This is a genomic window from Bacillus sp. LBA3-1-1.1, assembly GCF_040676495.1.
Taxonomy (GTDB): Bacteria; Bacillota; Bacilli; order Bacillales; family Bacillaceae_G; genus Bacillus_A; species Bacillus_A nitratireducens.
On record NZ_JBEGIB010000022.1, the window covers coordinates 271,398 to 291,772 of the forward strand.

General features: G+C 34.6%; 12 protein-coding genes. 5 read left to right on the forward strand and 7 right to left on the reverse strand.

Annotated elements, in window-relative coordinates; translation table 11 throughout:
• Positions 1-57: 57 nt before the first annotated feature.
• Entirely contained in the window at positions 58-1,452 is a 1,395-nt protein-coding gene (locus MRBLBA3_RS18540; protein ID WP_363382877.1) for an O-antigen ligase family protein, read from the forward strand.
• A gap of 85 nt (positions 1,453-1,537) precedes the next feature.
• Here MRBLBA3_RS18540 and MRBLBA3_RS18545 read toward each other — a convergent pair whose 3' ends face one another.
• Both MRBLBA3_RS18545 and MRBLBA3_RS18550 read right to left on the reverse strand, forming a co-directional pair.
• The gene (locus tag MRBLBA3_RS18545) at positions 1,538-2,569 is read right to left on the reverse strand and encodes a hypothetical protein (protein WP_000790887.1); all 1,032 of its coding nucleotides are present in this window, start codon (positions 2,567-2,569) and stop codon (positions 1,538-1,540) included.
• Positions 2,570-2,578: 9 nt separating this feature from the next.
• Positions 2,579-4,036: an MBOAT family O-acyltransferase gene (locus MRBLBA3_RS18550; RefSeq protein WP_363382880.1), complete on the reverse strand. Its 1,458-nt coding sequence runs from the start codon at positions 4,034-4,036 to the stop codon at positions 2,579-2,581.
• Between the two features lie 226 nt (positions 4,037-4,262).
• Here MRBLBA3_RS18550 and MRBLBA3_RS18555 point away from each other — a divergent pair, with 226 nt between their 5' ends.
• Both MRBLBA3_RS18555 and patB1 read left to right on the forward strand, forming a co-directional pair.
• Positions 4,263-5,678, forward strand: a complete 1,416-nt coding sequence (locus tag MRBLBA3_RS18555; RefSeq protein ID WP_000232134.1) for an MBOAT family O-acyltransferase — start codon at positions 4,263-4,265, stop codon at positions 5,676-5,678.
• 121 nt (positions 5,679-5,799) lie between these two features.
• Positions 5,800-6,990 (forward strand): secondary cell wall polysaccharide O-acetyltransferase PatB1, encoded by a 1,191-nt coding sequence (gene patB1, locus MRBLBA3_RS18560; RefSeq protein ID WP_363382884.1) that lies wholly within the window; start codon positions 5,800-5,802, stop codon positions 6,988-6,990.
• Positions 6,991-7,093: 103 nt separating this feature from the next.
• Here the strand turns inward: patB1 and MRBLBA3_RS18565 are convergent, their stop codons facing one another.
• From MRBLBA3_RS18565 to MRBLBA3_RS18580, 4 genes are all read right to left on the reverse strand, one after another.
• Positions 7,094-9,679, reverse strand: coding sequence for an S-layer homology domain-containing protein (locus MRBLBA3_RS18565; protein ID WP_363382887.1), 2,586 nt, complete (start codon positions 9,677-9,679; stop codon positions 7,094-7,096).
• A gap of 723 nt (positions 9,680-10,402) precedes the next feature.
• A complete protein-coding gene (locus MRBLBA3_RS18570; protein ID WP_363382890.1) occupies positions 10,403-12,898 on the reverse strand; it encodes an S-layer homology domain-containing protein in 2,496 nt (831 codons plus the stop codon).
• 689 nt (positions 12,899-13,587) lie between these two features.
• A complete protein-coding gene (gene csaB, locus MRBLBA3_RS18575) occupies positions 13,588-14,688 on the reverse strand; it encodes a polysaccharide pyruvyl transferase CsaB (RefSeq protein WP_098270896.1) in 1,101 nt (366 codons plus the stop codon).
• Positions 14,689-14,853: 165 nt separating this feature from the next.
• The gene (locus MRBLBA3_RS18580) at positions 14,854-16,374 is read right to left on the reverse strand and encodes a putative polysaccharide biosynthesis protein (RefSeq protein WP_098270895.1); all 1,521 of its coding nucleotides are present in this window, start codon (positions 16,372-16,374) and stop codon (positions 14,854-14,856) included.
• A 269-nt stretch (positions 16,375-16,643) separates the two neighbouring features.
• Here MRBLBA3_RS18580 and secA2 point away from each other — a divergent pair, with 269 nt between their 5' ends.
• Complete coding sequence (gene secA2, locus MRBLBA3_RS18585) at positions 16,644-19,013, forward strand: accessory Sec system translocase SecA2 (RefSeq protein WP_363382895.1); 2,370 nt, start codon at positions 16,644-16,646, stop codon at positions 19,011-19,013.
• 11 nt (positions 19,014-19,024) lie between these two features.
• Complete coding sequence (locus MRBLBA3_RS18590) at positions 19,025-19,906, forward strand: accessory Sec system S-layer assembly protein (protein ID WP_098356637.1); 882 nt, start codon at positions 19,025-19,027, stop codon at positions 19,904-19,906.
• Between the two features lie 70 nt (positions 19,907-19,976).
• On the opposite strand, the gene MRBLBA3_RS18595 is transcribed toward MRBLBA3_RS18590, so the two are convergent.
• On the reverse strand, positions 19,977-20,348 hold the full coding sequence (locus MRBLBA3_RS18595; protein ID WP_363382898.1) for a hypothetical protein: 372 nt from the start codon (positions 20,346-20,348) through the stop codon (positions 19,977-19,979).
• Positions 20,349-20,375: the final 27 nt, after the last annotated feature.

Consider the following 20,375-nt stretch of genomic DNA (forward strand, 5'->3'; position numbering starts at 1 on the left):
GCTTTTATACCCATCTCTCGGGTGTTGAAATAAAGGAATGAAGAAATGGAGGAACATATGGTTACTAAGTTGAAACAAACGGATAACTACTTCCCGCATTTCCTATTGCTATTCATTGTGTTTCAACCAATTTTAGATTTATTAACATCTTTTTCAATCTATGTATTACACATGAGCGCAACAGTTGGAATCGTAGTCCGTTTCGCCTTTATGCTTCTTGCATTAGGTTATCTACTTCTTCATAGAAAACAACATGGAGCGAAAAAGTACATTCTCTATTTATGCCTACTCGGGATCGTACTAGCAATTGGTCTTGTAAATAATATGATGGTCAAATCTCCAGTTTCATTTGGCGAAGAAGTGAAATTTATTTTAAAAAGCATATATCCAATTGTGCTACTGTTTGGATATATTATCGTCTTTAAAGAGTTAAAAAATAAAGAATATACATTTCATAAAATCATTACATATTTCTTATATGCAACTTTAATTTTCAGCATCACACTGATTGTTGCAATGCAAACTGGTACAGATTTCCCAAGCTATCCTCACTCAAAGATTGGTTCAAGAGGTTGGTTCTTTGCTGGAAATGATTTAAGTTCTATTTTTGCAATTATGTTCCCAATCGTAGTGTTATATTCGATTCATAAAACAACTTCTTTCTCGAAAATCTATTACTGGATTCCAACAATACTTGCGATGTATGCAAGTATTATGGTCGGAACGAAAGTAGGATATGGTGCAATTGTTCTAACGCTTGGCGTGGCACTTTTATTCTCATTCATTGAATATATGATTCATCGCAAAAAAGAAGGTAAAGGATTCACATATCTCGTAAATACAGTTGTTGCCGCTATTGTTTTAGGAGGTTTAATTGCACTTACACCACATACTCCTATTGCAAAAAATATGGGCATCCACATGCAAATATACGAATACAAAAAATCAGTACAAGAAGAAAAAGATAGAAAAGAAGGAAAAGTAATTAAAGAAGATCCAGACGCAGAGAAAAAACATGCAAAAGGTGAGCTAACAGACTCTGAGGTCAAAAGTTTAATTTACAGTGATCGCGATAAGTTTTTAAAAGTATACAAACAATACTATAAAGACGCACCGCTATCACAAAAATTATTCGGAATGGGCTATGCTGGTAACTATACGGTTAAAATTAAATTAATCGAAATGGACTTCCACGATCTATTCTTTGCATTCGGAATCGTCGGCTTCCTTATTTACTTAATACCGCTTCTATACTTCGGTATTAAATTATTCATTCGCATCATAACAAACTTTAAGAAAATAATAACCGTGAAATATATGCTATTAGCTAGCACCGTTGTACTATCACTTGGAATCGGCTTTATGTCCGGCCACGTATTAACAGCGCCGTCCGTTAGTATTTTCTTCGTTGTTATACTCGCTTACTTAATTGTTGATTTAGAAGCGGAATAAAAGAAGCAGCCATCAGATTTCGGTGGCTGCTTCTTTTTTATACAGTCTACTCGGCAAAGACTAGACCACATTTACGACCTATTTTTTATTGAAAAGACGCCCGAATCTCTTCTAGCACCTCATCAATATTATCCTTCGTAATGACAATACCGAAATCTTTCGGGACGTTGCCATCTTCTTCATTCACAACTTTATGCGCAATCAGCTTTCCAATTTCTGGTCTGAAATGATGCCCATCCATATAGTTGTCTAAATTCGTTGTAACGGAATTAAGATACATGAAATGATGAACTTCTCCAAATACATCTACAGCGTCATGAAGCCATCTTTTATAATCTTCCCATCGCCCTGATTGAATCATCGTACGGAATAATGGCTCTGAAACAGGCGTTGTAAAAATATAAAATTTCGTGTTCGGATTATGAGCCTTTACTGTTCCTAATATTTCTTTCATATTTTGATACTCATAATTCCCGCCATAAATCTCTTTACTAAACTTATCTACTTGCGCTGTAACTTGCGCATCACGCTCTTCTTTCGTATAATCGCGCATCGATTTTATATTCTCTCGATTGTACCGGTCAATGTTCGTACTATGATGAGTAGAATTCGCAATTGTATTCTTTGAATAAGTAATTCCGTCCATACTTACATACGATTTAATCGGATACAATAGGCTTTGCGCCTGATTAATATACACTTCTGGTTTATCAAAACCAATTTCCCTATTTTTGTTCGTTCCAAGGAAATCTAAACCAAGTACAATAGATGCGAGTTCACTACCTTTTTGTTCTTTTGCATATTCAATATATGCATCATACTCACGCGGGTCTGTACTACTTACCGCATAATTAAATGCGTTTAACCCGGTGAAGTCATTCTCGTTAATAAAAGTCGTTCTACTACTTCCAAGTATAACTCCATCATATGTAAACGGACGGTACGTTATATAATTTGTTTTCTGTTGTCTCTCGTTAAACCCGTACTGCACATCATTCCACTTATTTTTATGCGGGAATAACCAAAGAGAATCTATATAGCTATTAAATATCCCGACACCTGCGAGAGGAACAAAAACACATACAAAAACGAAAATAAGCCAATGTTTGTTTTTCATATTCTCCACCTAGAAATTAAAGTATAAAAACTCACTAATACTCGTTAAATGTAACACGCTATATACAAGCAATATTGCAGTAAATAAAGCAGTCCACACATTTGGACGGAATGAATCTTTTAACTGAATTGAATTTTTTAAGAAGAAACTAATACATAACGCTCCAAAAATATACGCTACCATTTTCGGATCTAATAAAGAGACATGGTACCCTTCTGTAAATGAAACACCGTACTCTTTTAAAAATTGTAACTTCTCTATTATAAATGATGGGAATACACTATTTGCTAATTCGATTCCATTTAGTCCGAACATTCCTTTTAACACCTTCACCGCATCATGCATAGATGTTGCCCTAAAGAATACCCACGTTATATTAATGAAGAAAAACGTAACGAGCCAACCAGCAAAGGCCGGCATACGCCCTCCTGCTTTACTCCATAATCGGTGAATAACAGAAGCTAAACCGTGCAAGAATCCCCAAAAAATAAATGTCCAACCAGCTCCATGCCAAAGTCCACTTATTAAAAATACAATCATAATATTTACGTACGTACGCGTAATCCCTTTTCGATTTCCTCCTAGAGAAATGTATACGTACTTCGTTAAAAACTGGCTAAGGGTCATATGCCAACGATGCCAAAAATCTTGTATATTCACTGCTTTATACGGTGAATTAAAATTTTGAGGTAATTTAATATTAAACATTAAAGCGATTCCAATTGCCATATCACTATATCCACTAAAATCAAAATACAATTGGAACGTAAACGCTAACGACGTAAGCCATGCTTCAACAAATGTTAATGATTGCTGCACATCAAACCCTTCATGTACAAGGGGTGATAATACATCTGCAATACCTACCTTTTTGAAAATACCAACTGCAAATACGAATATACCAAGAACGATATACTTCGATTGCCAGTTCTTTTTACTATCGTCAACAAACTGCGGCATAATTTGCGCATGATGTACAATCGGTCCTGCAATAAGCTGCGGGAAAAATGTTACAAACAGTGCGTAATCAAGAAAATGACATGCCTTCGTTTCCCCGCGATACGTATCTACTAAAAATGCGATCTTTTGAAACGTATAGAAACTAATCGCAAGTGGTAACGTTAAAGATAATAATGTAAAATGAGTTCCAAATAATGAATTCACATTTTGTAAGAAGAAATCATAATACTTGAAATAACTAAGCATTCCTATATTAAATATTAAGCCTACTGTTAAAAGAAGTTTACTCTTTTGTTTCACGAGCCTCATTCCGATAAAATAGTTCACAATGAGCGACACTAACATAAGCGGTAAATATTTCACATTCCAATAACTATAGAAAAATAGAGAGGCCGCAACGAGCCAAGCTTTCGCTAATGTAGCATGTCCAAATTTATTTAATAGAAAATATAAAAGAAATGCTATCGGTAAAAATAAAAAAATAAACTCAAATGAGTTAAATAACACACCATCTCTTCCCTTCTAAACAAATCACACCTTATTCATCTTATCTTATACAAATAGTGAGTGTCAAAAGGATTCCGCTCCCCTTTTCTTCTATTATATAGGATAATCATTTCAATCGAATTATTAACATGCTAAAATATTAAAGGCACTTTTATTTAAAAGAATATATAATAGAAATGTCGGTTTTTTGCACGAAATGTATTTTTGAAAAAGTGAGGAGAGTCCTTTGGTATTTAGTAGTTCGATTTTCTTATTTATCTTTTTACCTCTCGTATTATTTTTCTATTTTATAGTGCGTGCCGAGCTTCGTAATTTCGTATTACTTGCATTTAGTTTAATTTTTTATGCATGGGGAGAACCACGTTTCGTTCTTTTAATGCTCTTCTCTATTGTATTAAACTATTGCTTCGGCCTACTCGTGCATCATTATGATAAACGAAAAAATATGAAAGTCACATTTTTAATTATGGCTGTGGTCGGGAATATTTTATTACTTTCTTATTTTAAATATATTTCATTTTTCACAGACATTTTAAACAACGCTTTACATTTATCTATCCAGGTGGAACCTATTCCACTACCAATTGGGATTTCATTTTATACATTCCAAGCGATGTCCTATGTCATCGATATATATCGTAAAGACGGGGATGTTCAAAAGAACCCACTTAACTTAGCACTATATATTTCTATTTTCCCGCAGCTTATTGCCGGACCAATCGTTCGTTACAATATCGTTGCTGAACAAATTAAAACGCGTATCCATTCTTTCGAACGATTTACAGAAGGTATCCAAATTTTCGTTTTAGGATTAGCGAAAAAAATATTAATTGCCAATCAAGTTGGGTTTGTCGCAGATAAAATCTTCGCCTTACCGCCGTCTGAGATAAGCGCTGGAACAGCTTGGATCGGGATTATCGCCTATACGCTTCAAATCTATTTCGATTTCTCAGGATACTCGGATATGGCAATTGGACTTGGAAAAATGTTCGGATTTGATTTCCCCAAAAACTTCGATTATCCATACATTTCAAAGTCCATTTCAGAATTTTGGAGAAGATGGCATATTACACTAGGTTCTTGGTTCCGCGACTATATATACATTCCGCTTGGCGGAAACCGTGTTTCCAAACTAGCAAATTACCGTAACCTCTTCATCGTATGGGGATTAACTGGTTTATGGCACGGAGCAAGCTGGACATTTATCGCCTGGGGATTATATTACGGCTTTATTATCTCGATTGAAAAAGCTGGATTCGAGAAAATATTAAATAAACTATGGACGCCGCTGCAACATGCATATGTACTAATCATCATTATGATCGGTTGGGTCTTCTTCCGAGCTGATAACTTCGCATACTCGTTCCAATATTTAAAAGCGATGTTTGGCATAGGGGGGCAATCTTTCATCGATGACAACACAATGTTATACGTACATGAATACATTATTATTTTTATCATTGCCTTTATCGCAGCGACACCGATTTTAAAGAGAGTTAAAAACATACTAGAACTTGCGCCCAAAACATATATGTTCACGATGCAAGTTGTACGTCCTATATTATTACTAACATTATTTATGATTTCGATTATGTATTTAGTTAATTCGACGTATAATCCATTTATTTATTTCAGGTTTTAACTTATCCCGCTATTTTCCGGGCTGCCCGTAAAAGCCCGATTGGTTAAGGCTGATAATCAGTGGGGATGAACAAAACCCCCACTGATTAAAGTTTCACTTTATGTAGGAAGGAAACGTTATTATGAAAAAATTGGGGAACATCGTCCTATTTATCGGTTTTCTCACCATTATCTTTTCATTTGGCATATTATCGCTTCTCAAAACTGACCGAGCAGTTTCGCCCGTTGAAAATCGTCCACTCGCTCAAAAACCGGCTCTTACAAAAGAAGCTGTCGTAAATGGTAGCTTCTTTAAAGCCTTTGAGACATATACAAACGATCAATTAATCGGAAGAGATGAACTCATTAAAAACTATACGCTTGCTCAAATTAAAATGGACAAGTCTCTCATTAACGATATTATTTTAACTGATGATAAATGGCTTCTAAAAAACCCAGCATGGACTACAAAATATACTGAAATCGATCAATCCATGCCTGCTATAAACGATTTATCTCAGTTTTTAAAAGAACAAAACGTTGAGTTTTACTTTGCTTTACCACCGTCCAAAACGAATGCATTATCATTTAAATTACCTACCCATATTCACACATATGCACAGGAAAATTTAAATTATTTTCTAGATAAACTTCCAGCGGACGCAAAACCAATTAAACTCATGGAACACTTTAAGAAAAACTATACAAATGAAGAAATACAAAGTATGTACTTCAAAACAGACCATCACTGGAATATGGATGGTGCCTTCTTAGGCTATCAATATATAATGAACACAATCGCGCAACAATCTTCTATATATAAAGGAAAAGAAATAAAAAAAGAAGATTACACTCGTACGTGCGCTCCAAATAAACATCTAGTTGGAAGCTTTAACAACCAGCTATACCAACTAATCGATGCAACTGGAGAAAAACTTTGCTACTACACACCGAAAGACGGTTTCACCTTTACGAGCGTAGCTGCAAAAGATGTAAATGGCACCGTATATCGCACATTAGATGAACTATATGGCGTAGAAAAACAAAAAGACACAACATCATACGCCGGCTATTACACAAATGACTATCCAGAAATCGTCATCGAAAATAACAATGCACCAAATGATGTACGAGCTTTAGTCCTAAAAGACTCATTCGCAAACGCAATCGTGCCTCACTTAGCACAAAGCTTCAAACACACATCCATCCTCGACCTTCGTCACTATCACGAAAAGGATGTATATCAATACATTAAAGACAACAACATTAACATGGTATTGTTTGTGTATAGTGATTCGAATTTGAGCGGGGATATGTTTAAGTTTAAAAAATAAAAGAAACCTCTTGTAAAAATTACAAGAGGTTTCTTTTCGATATTTACGAAAAAAATCAGTGGGAATCAATCCCCACTGATTTTTCACTCTATCTATAATCAACTTATAGATTTGGGTTGTTAAGCACGTTCACGTGTACAGCTTGTGAACCAATTTCGCTTGTTACAACGTCTTTATCTCTTAATACTTTGAATACTAATGTACCTTTGTCAGTGTACTTAGTAGTTAAAGTATTATAGATGTCCGGATTGAAGTTTGGAAGTGCAGAATCACTTGTTTGATTTACTGTTACATGACCAAGCTCTTGATCGAATAAATCGAAGTGAGCATTGCCATTTGTATCAAGATAAAGTTTACCTTGGTTGTCACCAGATTTTACAACACGTACTTTATGTTGTGTTTCTTTCGTTAAGTTAATACCTTTAACGATATCATCAAGGTTACTTCCTTCAAGTTCTAACACAGTACCGATGTTAATTTTCTTCTCAACGAAGTTTACTGTTTGAACTGGTTTGAAGTTTACAGATTTAATAGCGATTTTCTCTTGAACGATTTCGATTGTCGCTTTACCAGCAGTTGCACCATTTTTCGTTAAGTGAATATCAACTTTACCTGGTTTTAAACCTTTAACAACAACTTTATTTCCAACAATTTCAGCATCAGCTACTGCTGGATTTTTAGACTCTACTACATAGCCTTCTAAGTTTTCAGGATCAGAGTATACGCGATCTGAAGTGTACTTAGATAATTGATACTCAACTGTGTTAGAAACATTTAAGTCAAGTTTTGTATCAGGTGATTCACCGTATTTACCTAATTTAGATACAAGCTCAAAGTTTTTAAATGCAACGTTACCTTCTGTTACGTTTACGTATAATGAACCTAAAGTATTACCGTTACCGTTTTGGAAGTGAACTGTACCTTCGCCTACTTCGTTACCTGTAATACCAACAGTTTTTGTACCAATTGAACCAGCATCAGTTGTTACTACATCTAATCCACCTTCAGCAACTACACCTGTTTTTGGAAGAACTTCTTTAATTGAAGCTGAGTTAGCACCAAATGGATCGCCATATTGGTCAGTTGTTACGAATGTAACAGGTAATGTTTTATTTTGAACAACTTGTAATTTGTCTGGGTTAGCTTTTACTGATTGTAATTTACGAGAATCAGTAGTTACTTTAAATTTAACGTCTTTCGTTACATCGCCTACTTTAATAGTAAGTGTAGCTTCACCAGCAGCTTCAGCAGTAATGTAGTTGTTTACTACAGAGATAATGCCGTGGTTTGAAGATTTAATGCTAATTGAGTTTGGATCAACTACTTTATCTTCTCCAGCAATTGTAGCAACTACGTTATGGATTTGAGCTTTTTCACCAACAACTAAATTTTGGCTATTTAGCTTGAAGTCTTTTCCAGTAAGTGTATTACCGTATACTACACCATTTTTATCAGCATCTACTGCAAATACAGTATTTTTAATTGCAGTAGATGGTGTATCAAGGTTTTTCACTGTAATAATACCAGTATTAGAAACTGTTAAACCACCACGTTTTGTAACTTGTACTTCTACTTTGTAATCACCGTGTGAAAGACCAACACCAAGTTTACCTGTAGCAGAAGTTGACTTTCCATCCTCAAAGATTTCTGCTGGTGAACCGTCTAAGTTATTTGCAACAAATTTGACGTCATGATCTGCTAAGTTTAAGTACTCAACATCAGCGTTACCTTTTTCATCGTTTAATTTGAAGGCAACTGCTTGACCAGAACGATCGTCATCAAATGTTAATTTTTCTACAGCTAATTTTTTAACTTCGTATACGAATTTCGTTACGAATGATTGATTTTTCACTTTTACAGTAAGTTCTTTATTTGGAGCAACTTTACCACCAAGTGTTACAGTTGCAGATGTACCGCCAGCGGTTGCTTCAATCGCAACTGCTTTGTCACCTTCAAGAGTTACTTCATCAGCAGAAAGTTTATCTAAACCAGTTCCTGTTAATGTTAATTTCGTTGGTTCAGAAATTTTCACATCAGTTACATACGCTTGTGTGCTATCTGGTTTTGCATATTTTTTATCTGTTACTGCGATAAATTGAGCTGCTTCTGCACGAGACACAGATTTAGTTGGCTCCCATTTGCCGCCAGTACCTACAGAGATTCCAAGATTAATTAGGATGTTAGCTTTTTCTTCACCCCAAGTATCTCTTAAATCATCAAACGTTGTAACTAACTCACCGTTAACTTTATCTTTTAAGTTATAAGCACTTACTAACATAGACGCGAATGAAGCACGATCGATTTTGCCGGCTGGATAGAAGTTTTCTTTTCCATCACCTTTAACGATACCTGCTTTTTCAACTGCTGCAATATATTTAGCAGCCCATGAATCTTTAGCATCTTTGAAAGAAGGTTTAGCATTTTCATCAACTGGTAATCTTAAAATTTTAGTGAAAATTACTGCTGCAGAAGCACGATCGATTGCTTCAGCTGGACCATATGTACCATCTGGTTTACCAGTAATCGCACCTTTTTCTACTAAGTAGTTAATAGAATCTAATGCCCAATGATCAGCTGGAACGTCCGGGAATGATTTACCTGCTGCTGCTACTGGAGATACAACACCTGCTACCATTGCTGCTGTCATTGTACCAGCGATTAATTTTTTGTAAGAGTTAGTCTTTGCCATTTTATAATTTTCCTCCTTCAGGAATATGCTACTAGTTTCATATCATATGTAATTTGAAAACTAGCTAGTTAGAAAAGCCATAAAACAATAAAAAACATTAACAAAAATATAAAATACCATAAAAAAAGCAGTTCACATAATAAAATGATATAAACCTATAAATGTAAATATAAGGTTTAAATACCATTTTTTGAAACAAGTTCATCATACTATACAAAACTATTCGTTATCAAGAACTTTCTCAAAAGAAGATTCGACATTTTCTGATAATTCAGTCTTTTGATTGTATTATTTGGATATCAATAATACCAAAATATAGAAATGAACAAACTGTTTTCCTATAAACCACCTTCACTGCGCTTCGTATATTTTTCATATCGAATACACAATTGGAATTATAGCACATATTTCCACTTCATCACCTAAATGTTTTTTACAATAAATGCAATTTTCGGACTGTATTCGACTTAAATTATTATAATTCGACATTTTCTTCTTTTTTTTGAATGTTTTTTTAACGAAAAACGCTGTGAATTTACAAAAAATTTACATATTAATGGGGTGTTTCCCCATTTTTGAAAACGCTGTCAATTTATTTCTCAATAAAGCTAACTATAAATCTTCAAAATATAATTTATTTTTCAAAGATCGTTCTTTATAAAAATTAGACCATAAAAAAAGAGCCCACATAATGTGGACTCTTTCCATTGAAATAAATTCCAATTAGCGAGCTGCTGTTACTGATTTGAAAGCAACAAGTTTGTTAGTTGCTGTATCAACTGTATTTAAAGTTTCATTAGCTTTAAGTTCTTTAGCTTTAAGCGTTAATGTACCAGTTGCAAAGTTAACATTCTCTGTAGTTGTTAGCTTAAGTGCTACTTCTTTAGAAGCAGTTTCTTTTGCTTTATTAGCAGATTCTTCTGTTACTGTAAATGGCACACCATTTAAGTCAAATACAAAGTCAGTTGCATCAACGTTTACAGCTTCGGAGAACGTAAGAGTTACTTCTTTTTCTCCTACATTTGTAACTTTAGCTGATTTAAATTCAGGAGCTTTTGTATCAACAACATCTAATAATAAGTTTGTTGTACCCATTTTTACTCCATCTTTGTTTGCAACGTTAGCTACTGTAAACTTCACTGTTTCTGATTTTTCGAAAGTGAATGTTTTTGGTAGTTCGATAGTTGCAGTATCACCAGATAAAGTGATCAATGTACCTTCTGGTAATTTAGTACCTGCTAATGTGTAGTTGCTTACATTAGCAGCTGACTCTGCACCTTGACCACCTTTTACTACCTTGTCAAATTTCACTACAAGAATATTTTCAGCCTTATTAAATGCTGCACTTGTTACCTTTGGAGCTACTTTATCTACGTTTACTACTTCTTCATCTTTCTTTTTATCAACTTTTACATCTGCAGTAAATGCTGCTGAATTATTGCCAGCTGTATCTTGAATAAATCCTTTTGAAGCAGCAACTTTGTAGTTACCTGCAGCTGGGAATGTTAAAGTGATTGCTTTTTTATTATCTTTAACTGCTCCTGCAGTTACTTGTTCTGTTACATCTTCACTTTTATCTTGATTAATAATACGAACAACTTTTTTATCAAATGTAGTTGTTTCAACATTCACTTCTTTATCAAATGTAAATGTAGCTGCATTATCTTGTTCTTTTTCTGCTACAGCTTTTACGAAGTTAGGAGCTACAACATCTTTTGTAACTTTTACTTCTTTAGATACTTTTTGACCTACGTTGTTAGCTGCATCTTTGTAACCAACAAGTTCAACTGTAAGATTTGTAGCTGTTTCATCTGCTGTAAAAGCGTCTTTTACTTCAACAACCGCTTTTGTTTTATCTTGAGCATCAGCAGAAATTGTAGCTACTAAAGTTTCTTTACCTTTTTTAACTGTTACAGTACCTAGGTTCGCGTTAGTCATCTCTTCAGAGAATGTAACTTCTAATGTAGCGTTTCCTTTAGCAAGTTCTTTCACTTTAACATCTTTAACTTCTGGAGCTGTAACATCTTTTTCTACTTTATAAGTAGCTTTGCCTTCGTACATTTCCATAGTGTTATTAACTAAATCTGTAGCACCAGTTACGATGATTGAGAATTCTTTACCGTTCTCAAGATTTAAAGCGTTATTAGAAGTGAACGTATTGTTTTCCACTTTACCTTCAACTTTTTGGCCGTTAACTACTACAGTTGCACCTTTTGTTGCATTTAATTTTTCACTGAATACAACTTTAAGTTTTCCTTCTGGAGTAGATACTGTAGATACAGTTGGAGCTACTTCATCATTAAAGAAGATAACTTCTAATGCTTTTGGAATTTCTTTGCCTTCAGCAGTTTTTAATTTTTCAACAGTGACAACATAAGCATTGTTATTTTTAAGCATATCAGCATCTTCTAGAGTTAAGATTACAGATTTTTTATCTTCACCGATTTTTGCAGGAACTGCTACTGGAGTACCACCTTGAGAAATTGTGAATTTCGCGTTCTTCACATCTTCTTCTTTCACTGTAGCGCCAAGTTTAACTTCGATCTCTTTAGCGTTGATTGCCTTAATAGACTCAACTTTAGCTTCTGATTTTTGTCCGAACTGCTTGTCAGTCTTAGCAATGAATTGAGCTGCTTCTGCTTTAGTTACAGTTTTATTTGGCTCCCATTTGTCGCCAGTTCCTACAGAGATTCCTAATTCAACTAGGATGTTAGCTTTTGCTTTACCCCAGCTATCTTCTAAGTCTTTGAATTTAGTTTCTGGAGTACCGTTTACTTTAGTATCTAATTTGTAAGCTTCTATAAGCATAGATGCCATTGAAACGCGGTCGATTTTGCCATTTGGCTCGAATTTGCCGTTATCTTTACCTTTAACTACACCCGCTTTTTCTACAGCTGCGATGTATTTTACAGCCCAGCCTTCTTGAGCGTCAGGGTAAGATGGTTTAGCGTTCTCTTCGATTGGTAAGTTTAAGATTTTAGCCATCATTGTAGCTGCTTCTGCACGAGTTATTTCTTTTTCAGGCTCGAACATTCCTGTGCCATTACCTGCAATTGCGCCTTTTTCTGCTAAGTAGTTAATAGAATCAATTCCCCAATGACCAGCTGGAACGTCTGGGAATGTTTTACCTGCTGCTGCTACTGGAGATACAACACCTGCTACCATTGCTGCTGTCATTGTACCAGCGATTAATTTTTTGTAAGAGTTAGTCTTTGCCATTTTATATTTCCTCCTTCAGGAATGTAATACTAGTTCCATAATATTTTAAATAGATATTCTATTTAATGTTGAAACTAGTAAATATAAATGTAGTTAAGATCCTATATATAAAAATTATTCCGTAATACAGAATAATAACGACATCAAACCATTTTTAACCGAATTTAAATCCTTAAATCCGACAAAAAAGTGAATTCTCATAATTCTAACGTTCATTTTTTTCGACTTTTATTTTAAATAACCCGATTTTAAAATCGGAATATCTTAAATGTACGAAACAATACGTCAGAACTACATTTGCACAATATTTATATAACCATTTACAACTATAGCAGAAAAACACTTACAATTTCAATATCTAAATATAAAGATAATAAAATTAATTAACGCTATATTTCTCTGGCGTTCGAAATAATTCTTAAGGTCGCTTTTTTGAAGAAAACCGACATCATTATCCAATTGTTTTCATATAAAACGCATTATACCGATGTTATTTATATAATAATGTTAAGATTTTAAGATAAAAACACACCTATTCAGGAAGAACTAAAACTTCAATCTGTTGTTTTTTTCGACATTGTTTCTTTCATACGCTTCTCTTTCAAAACCTTTACTTACATAGTAAAAAAAGAACAGACAACCTCTGTTCTTTTTTCTACTCAATTATTGAATTAAAAGAGGAATGGCCTCTATTCCATTCCTCTTTTAATAGACTCTTTTGCATATAAGTCATTAATAATATATTTGGACGCTATGGAAATTTGCTCACGCAATTCCTCTACCCTTTGTCCTAACGTTTCTTGTACATATTCTGTTTGCTCTAATTGTTTAATCGCCATACTATGTAATGTTTCTGTCGTCCAGTCTCCATCAACATTCCCAATAATCGGCTGATTTACTTGTTGTAAAAACGAATCGATCTTTGGATCATATGAAATTCCAATCATAGGCGTGTTTGCAACTGCCGATAATATAAGAGCATGCAGCCTCATCCCTATTAAAAGGGAGCATTCTGATAAAATAGAGATTTTCTCATGAATATCCATTTTATAAGGGAGCATGTGCGCTTCTTCTCCCATCAAATTAATGATATCCCTTGATGCATTTTGATCAAATGGTCCATGCATCGGTACAAATAAAATATGGTATCCCTCTTGCTTAAGCTTTTTCAGCGTATCTGCTAACTTCTTCATATAATCTTCTTTTGCATCCCAGTACCTTACACTAACCGCAACGACTTTTCCTTGCAGAGAATGTTTTTGAAGCCAATTGGATTTCTTTTCTTCTGGCTGACAAGCTAATACCGGATCTGGAACAAGTTCGATATCTTTCTTAATACCAATTTCTTTTAAGTACAAAAAAGAGTCTTCATCACGCACTGATATATATTCAGCCTTTGATACATGCCATTTCACTAATAAACGATTTTGCTTCTTCGTAATAGGTCCGATTCCTTGGGCGTAAATATAATACGGCTTTTTCAAAAAACGGGCAAGTCGCATAATACCCGTATAGTATAAAATACTTTTAATACTCGTCTTATCTTGCAAGAGACTTCCGCCTCCGCTAATTAAACCATTACTTCTCTTTATTTCTCGGTAAATCGCTCTTATATCCCAGCGATTTACCGCTTCTACACCGTACATTTTCCTTGTATAGTCGGGGTCATTTGAAAGTACAACAAGCTCAAGAGTAGGATCCTCTTCATGTAGCGCTTTAATAATTGATTGCAAAATTGCTTCGTCCCCAACATTATAAAAACCATAATATCCTGATAAAACTAACCGCACTCTTAATCTCCTCCAACATTTCGCAATCAACTCTTTTTGTAATTAAACAAATTGTTATCCATTCCTTGCCGAGAAAGGTTTGGTAACTTCAAATTGATTTCTTCCACAAACATCTAACAAGTCATACCCATTTATAATATTGTTCATTTTCTATAACAAACGATTTTATTTACGTAAAAATGGAATTTGTTCTTTCGATATCCAGTTTAGTTTAAGTGCACATATGCCATATAATACTGACGCTACACTTAGCGCCACAGCACTATATATCATTGCTAGAATCCTGGAATCTGTCACATTAATTAATGTAGACACAAAGTATAATGCTATACCTAAAATACTAGATACTCCAATGACCGCCAAAAACTTCCCTATATCCATTGGATAAGAAAGATCTTTTCTAATATAAATATGATTTGCGATACAAATCATTATATAAATAATTAGGGTGCTATACGCTGCTCCATTTATACCGAATTGGTTTACTAGCGCTATATTTAATATAATTTTTACGAAACTTGCACCGATGACAATCCATGCTGCTTGCATCGAACGATTAATCCCTTGCAAGATTCCTATTGATAATACCATAAGTGATGTGAAATACGAGCTACCAATTAAAATAGCTAACATACCACTTCCTTTTGTATCTGTAAATAATGCAACATTAAGCGGTACTGTGAGCGCCATAAGCCATATCGTTATCGGCATTGTTAAAACGTGCGCAAACTCATTTGTACGTTTTACTGTCAGTTTAGCTAAAGCTATATCTTTTTTTGTTAAAGCCGCTGTTAATAATGGAATTAACGGAAATACTATTGCACTTGCAAATACAACAATTAATTGCGTAAATGCAAAACCACGGCTATATATACCAAACTGTTCCTGAATCGTTGTAGAAGATTCATGTAATACATGTGGAATTGTTATAGAATCAACTAAATTTAAAACAGGCATCGATAACGCTCCAATTGCAATTGGAATTGAAACACGGAGTATGTTTTTCGCGTTTGTCTTAAAATCTTGTAATGAATATGTTTCGCTCTTATAGCGATACATGCTTTTCACATATTTCATTCGCAAGTATATGAGTGACGTAATAACACCAAAACAAGAACCAATCATCGCTCCGCCTGTTATGATATCACTACTTTTATTCCAATATACAAATATATAAGCAATTGTTAGCATAAAGAACACGCGAATCAACTGTTCAATTACTTGTGATACACCAGTAGGTATCATATCTCCGAACCCTTGGAAATATCCACGGTACACTGCCATATATGGTGCGATTAATAAAGCAAAAGAAGTAACAATTAATGCTAGCCTCGTCTCTTGCCCACCAAGCATATTTGCAATGCTACTTGATCCAATAATAATAATTAAAAATCCGAGAACCCCAAATATAACACCTATAATAGATGCGGACGTAAACAATTTCGCTATTCCATCACGATCATTCTTTTCATGAAGATCAGCTATTAACTGGGATATTGCTAGCGGGACTCCCGCTACTGATAAAGTTAAGGCTATCATATATACAGGGAAAACAAGGCGAAAAATCCCAAGTACTTCATCCCCTGCTATATTTTGCAATGGAATTTGAAAAAAACTCCCCACTACTTTCGATAGAAACGTTGTAACGGTTAAAATCGCTGCGCCTTTTACAAACTTTTTATTCATCTTCTATCTCTTTTCTTTCAATATATAATCTACATAAAATATTAAATCAGTATTATTCATTCATCTTGAGAATTATCACTTTATCTCATTTAGTTATCATACCAAATTTCTTATATATTGAATACTCTCTTTCTTTTTATGTTTTAAATATAATATGTGCAAGATACGCGTATTTTTATCCAGTATTTTCTTCAATTTACTACTTCTACTTGTTCAAGATAAACATGTGCTATAATGTAGCTATTGTCAGTAAGAGGAGTGTTTACAACATGCTGAATTCGGTAAAGAAATTGTTAGGAGATTCTCAAAAGAGAAAGCTAAAAAAATATGAACAACTCGTTCAAGATATTAATGATTTGGAAAAACAAATGTCTGATTTACCTGACGAAGAATTACGTCGCAAAACTGCCACATTCAAAAGTATGCTTAAAGATGGTAAAACAGTTGATGACATAAAAGTAGAAGCATTCGCTGTTGTACGCGAAGCCGCAAAACGCGTGCTTGGATTACGCCATTACGATGTACAGTTAATTGGTGGACTAGTATTACTAGAAGGTAATATTGCCGAGATGCCAACTGGTGAAGGAAAAACATTAGTTTCGTCTCTTCCAACATATGTACGTGCACTTGAAGGAAAAGGCGTTCATGTTATTACGGTAAACGACTATTTAGCAAAGCGTGATAAAGAGTTAATTGGCCAAGTCCATGAATTTCTCGGTTTACAAGTTGGATTAAATATTCCTCAAATCGATCCTTCTGAAAAGAAACTTGCATACGAAGCTGATATTACATACGGTATTGGAACAGAGTTTGGTTTTGATTATCTTCGCGATAATATGGCTGCTTCACAAAATGATCAAGTTCAGCGCCCCTATCACTTTGCTATTATCGATGAGATTGATAGCGTTTTAATTGATGAGGCGAAAACGCCACTTATCATTGCTGGGAAGAAATCAGGTCGCTCTGATTTGCATTATTTATGTGCAAAAGTTATTAAATCGTTCCAAGATACCCTTCACTATACATACGATGCAGAATCGAAATCAGCTAGTTTTACAGAAGACGGTATTACAAAAATAGAAGATTTATTTGATATCGATAACTTATATGATTTAGAGCATCAAACTCTATACCATTATATGATCCAATCATTACGTGCCAACGTCGCTTTCCAGCTTGACGTTGACTATATTGTGCATGATGAAAAAATACTACTTGTAGATATTTTCACAGGACGCGTTATGGATGGTCGCTCTTTAAGTGACGGCTTGCATCAAGCACTAGAAGCAAAAGAAGGTTTAGAAATTACAGAAGAAAACCAAACACAAGCTTCTATTACAATTCAAAACTTCTTCCGTATGTATCCAGCATTATCAGGTATGACAGGTACAGCAAAAACAGAAGAAAAAGAATTCAACCGTGTATACAATATGGAAGTTCTTCCAATTCCAACGAACCGTCCTGTTCTTCGTGAAGATAAAAATGATGTAGTATATGTAACGGCTGATGATAAATATAAAGCTGTGCGTGAAGAAGTTCTAAAACACCATAAGCAAGGACGCCCTATTTTAATTGGGACGATGTCTATCTTACAATCTGAAACAGTTGCTCGTTACTTAGATGAAGCAAACATCAAATATCAATTATTAAACGCGAAGAGTGCAGAACAAGAAGCCGATTTGATCGCAACTGCTGGACAAAAAGGTCAAATTACAATCGCTACAAATATGGCAGGCCGAGGTACGGATATTTTACTAGGTGAAGGTGTCCACGCACTTGGTGGATTACATGTAATTGGAACAGAACGTCATGAATCCCGCCGTGTTGATAACCAACTTAAAGGACGAGCTGGCCGCCAAGGTGATCCAGGAAGCTCTCAATTCCTCCTATCTTTAGAGGATGAGATGCTAAAGCGCTTCGCACACGAAGAAGTAGAAAAGTTAGAAAAATCACTAAAAACTGACAAAACGGGACTTATTCATACATCTAAAGTTCATGATTTCATTAACCGTACACAATTAATTTGTGAAGGTAGTCATTACTCAATGCGTGAATATAATTTAAAACTAGATGATGTAATTAATGATCAACGTAATGTTATCTATACACTGCGCAACAATTTATTAAAAGAAGAAACAAATATGATAGAACTTGTTATTCCAATGATTGGACATTCTGTAGATGCAATTGCTAAACAGCACCTTTTCGAAGGAATGCTTCCTGAAGAATGGGATTTCACTAGTTTAACAGCATCTATTAAAGAAATTTTACCGGCTGAAACTTTGCCGCTATTATCTGCGAACGACGTACATTCGCCTGAGGATTTACAAATCGTTTTAAAAGATACAATTTCTAGCTATATCGAACGTGTACAAGAATTAAATAACCATGCGGATTTACAACAATCACTGCGCTACGTTGGTTTACACTTCCTAGATCAAAACTGGGTAAGTCACTTAGATGCAATGACTCACTTAAAAGAAGGTATTGGCTTAAGACAATATCAACAAGAAGATCCAACTCGCCTTTACCAAAAAGAAGGTTTGGATATTTTCTTATACACTTACGGTAATTTTGAAAAAGAAATGTGCCGCTATATCGCGAGACATTTAGCAGTCCCAGAAAACGTACAATCATGAGGTGAAAATTTATGTTATCATTCCTGAAAAAGGCAAAGAAAAAAGGAAAAGATACTACTGTTTCTAGTAATCAATTATTTGGACAAGAAGAAACTACTTCTCAAAATAAAGCAGTAAAGCCTGTTCTTTACTTCCATCCTAGCTGGGGTGAAGTAGCACAAGAACAAAAATACATTTACCAATTCTTACATAAAGAATTACCACTTTTACAAGAATATCAAATTTCTTTATCAGGAATTGAAATTGAAAAACGTGATGGTGCATACGATGTAGCTGCGTTCATTCGCAGCAGTGTCCCAAAACCGATTTCTTTCGAAGAAGTTACATTACTTCTATTAAACAAAGATAAAAAGCTGTGCGCACGTAAAACATTTAACCTGTCTGCTCTTGGAGATATTCCTGCAAATGTGAATATGCCTTTCATATTTACATTTGAGCAAGAAACAATAACTGAAGCTGAACTATCTCAATCAGATTGGGAATTAGCTTTCGAACTTGAAAGTAAGCACGAACTAGATTTAGATCCATCTTGGGAAGCTCAGTTACCTGAAGCAAGCAAAGAATCTTTACGTAATTTTGTAGACAATTTAACGCCTCCAAGTGAAGGTGAAATTAACTTCCTAGGTTTACAAGCCGCACTGAAAGAGAACGGCGATTTACATACAACACTGCTAATTCGTAACGGCTATAAAGACAGCATTCAACTAGAACAACTTCCCCTTCATATTGAGGATGCTTCTGGAGAAGTCGTTGTTAAAGGTGCTTTCACGTTACCGAATCTTGAAATTAAAGCGAATACTACAAAACCATGGTCATTTGTTTTCCCTGCTTCATCCATCTTGAAACAAAATATGGATTTATCTAGCTGGACAGCATTTGTACCACAAGACTAATATACAAAAAAGCCTATCCTAAAAGATGGTCATCACCTCTTTAGGATAGGCTCTATTTTTTATGTAAAATCTACTTCGTTACTAATAAACGTTCAATATGATACTCCGCTTCTAGTTTACACATTTCATCAACATGCTTTACGTCGCTCTGTTTTAACTGCTCTAATTGTTCTTCGCTTGGTTTCTCACTAATAAGCTCATTAATTTTTTCATTTACTTTCATCGCTAATGCTTGATGGAAATCTGGATGTCCTTTCAACTCGTCGTCTACTTTATTAATCCAAGTTGATTTTGTGTATAAATATTGTTTCCACTGTTCAAGAAATTGCTGCATATCAAATTTTTCTTCATTCCATTCAATTTCTTTCATATATCTCTCAAAAGAAACAACAATTGATCGTGTAATCCCGATCTTCACTCCATGTGGTAACTGTTTGTACATCAAATATTCCCTCCAGCTTAAAGCTCT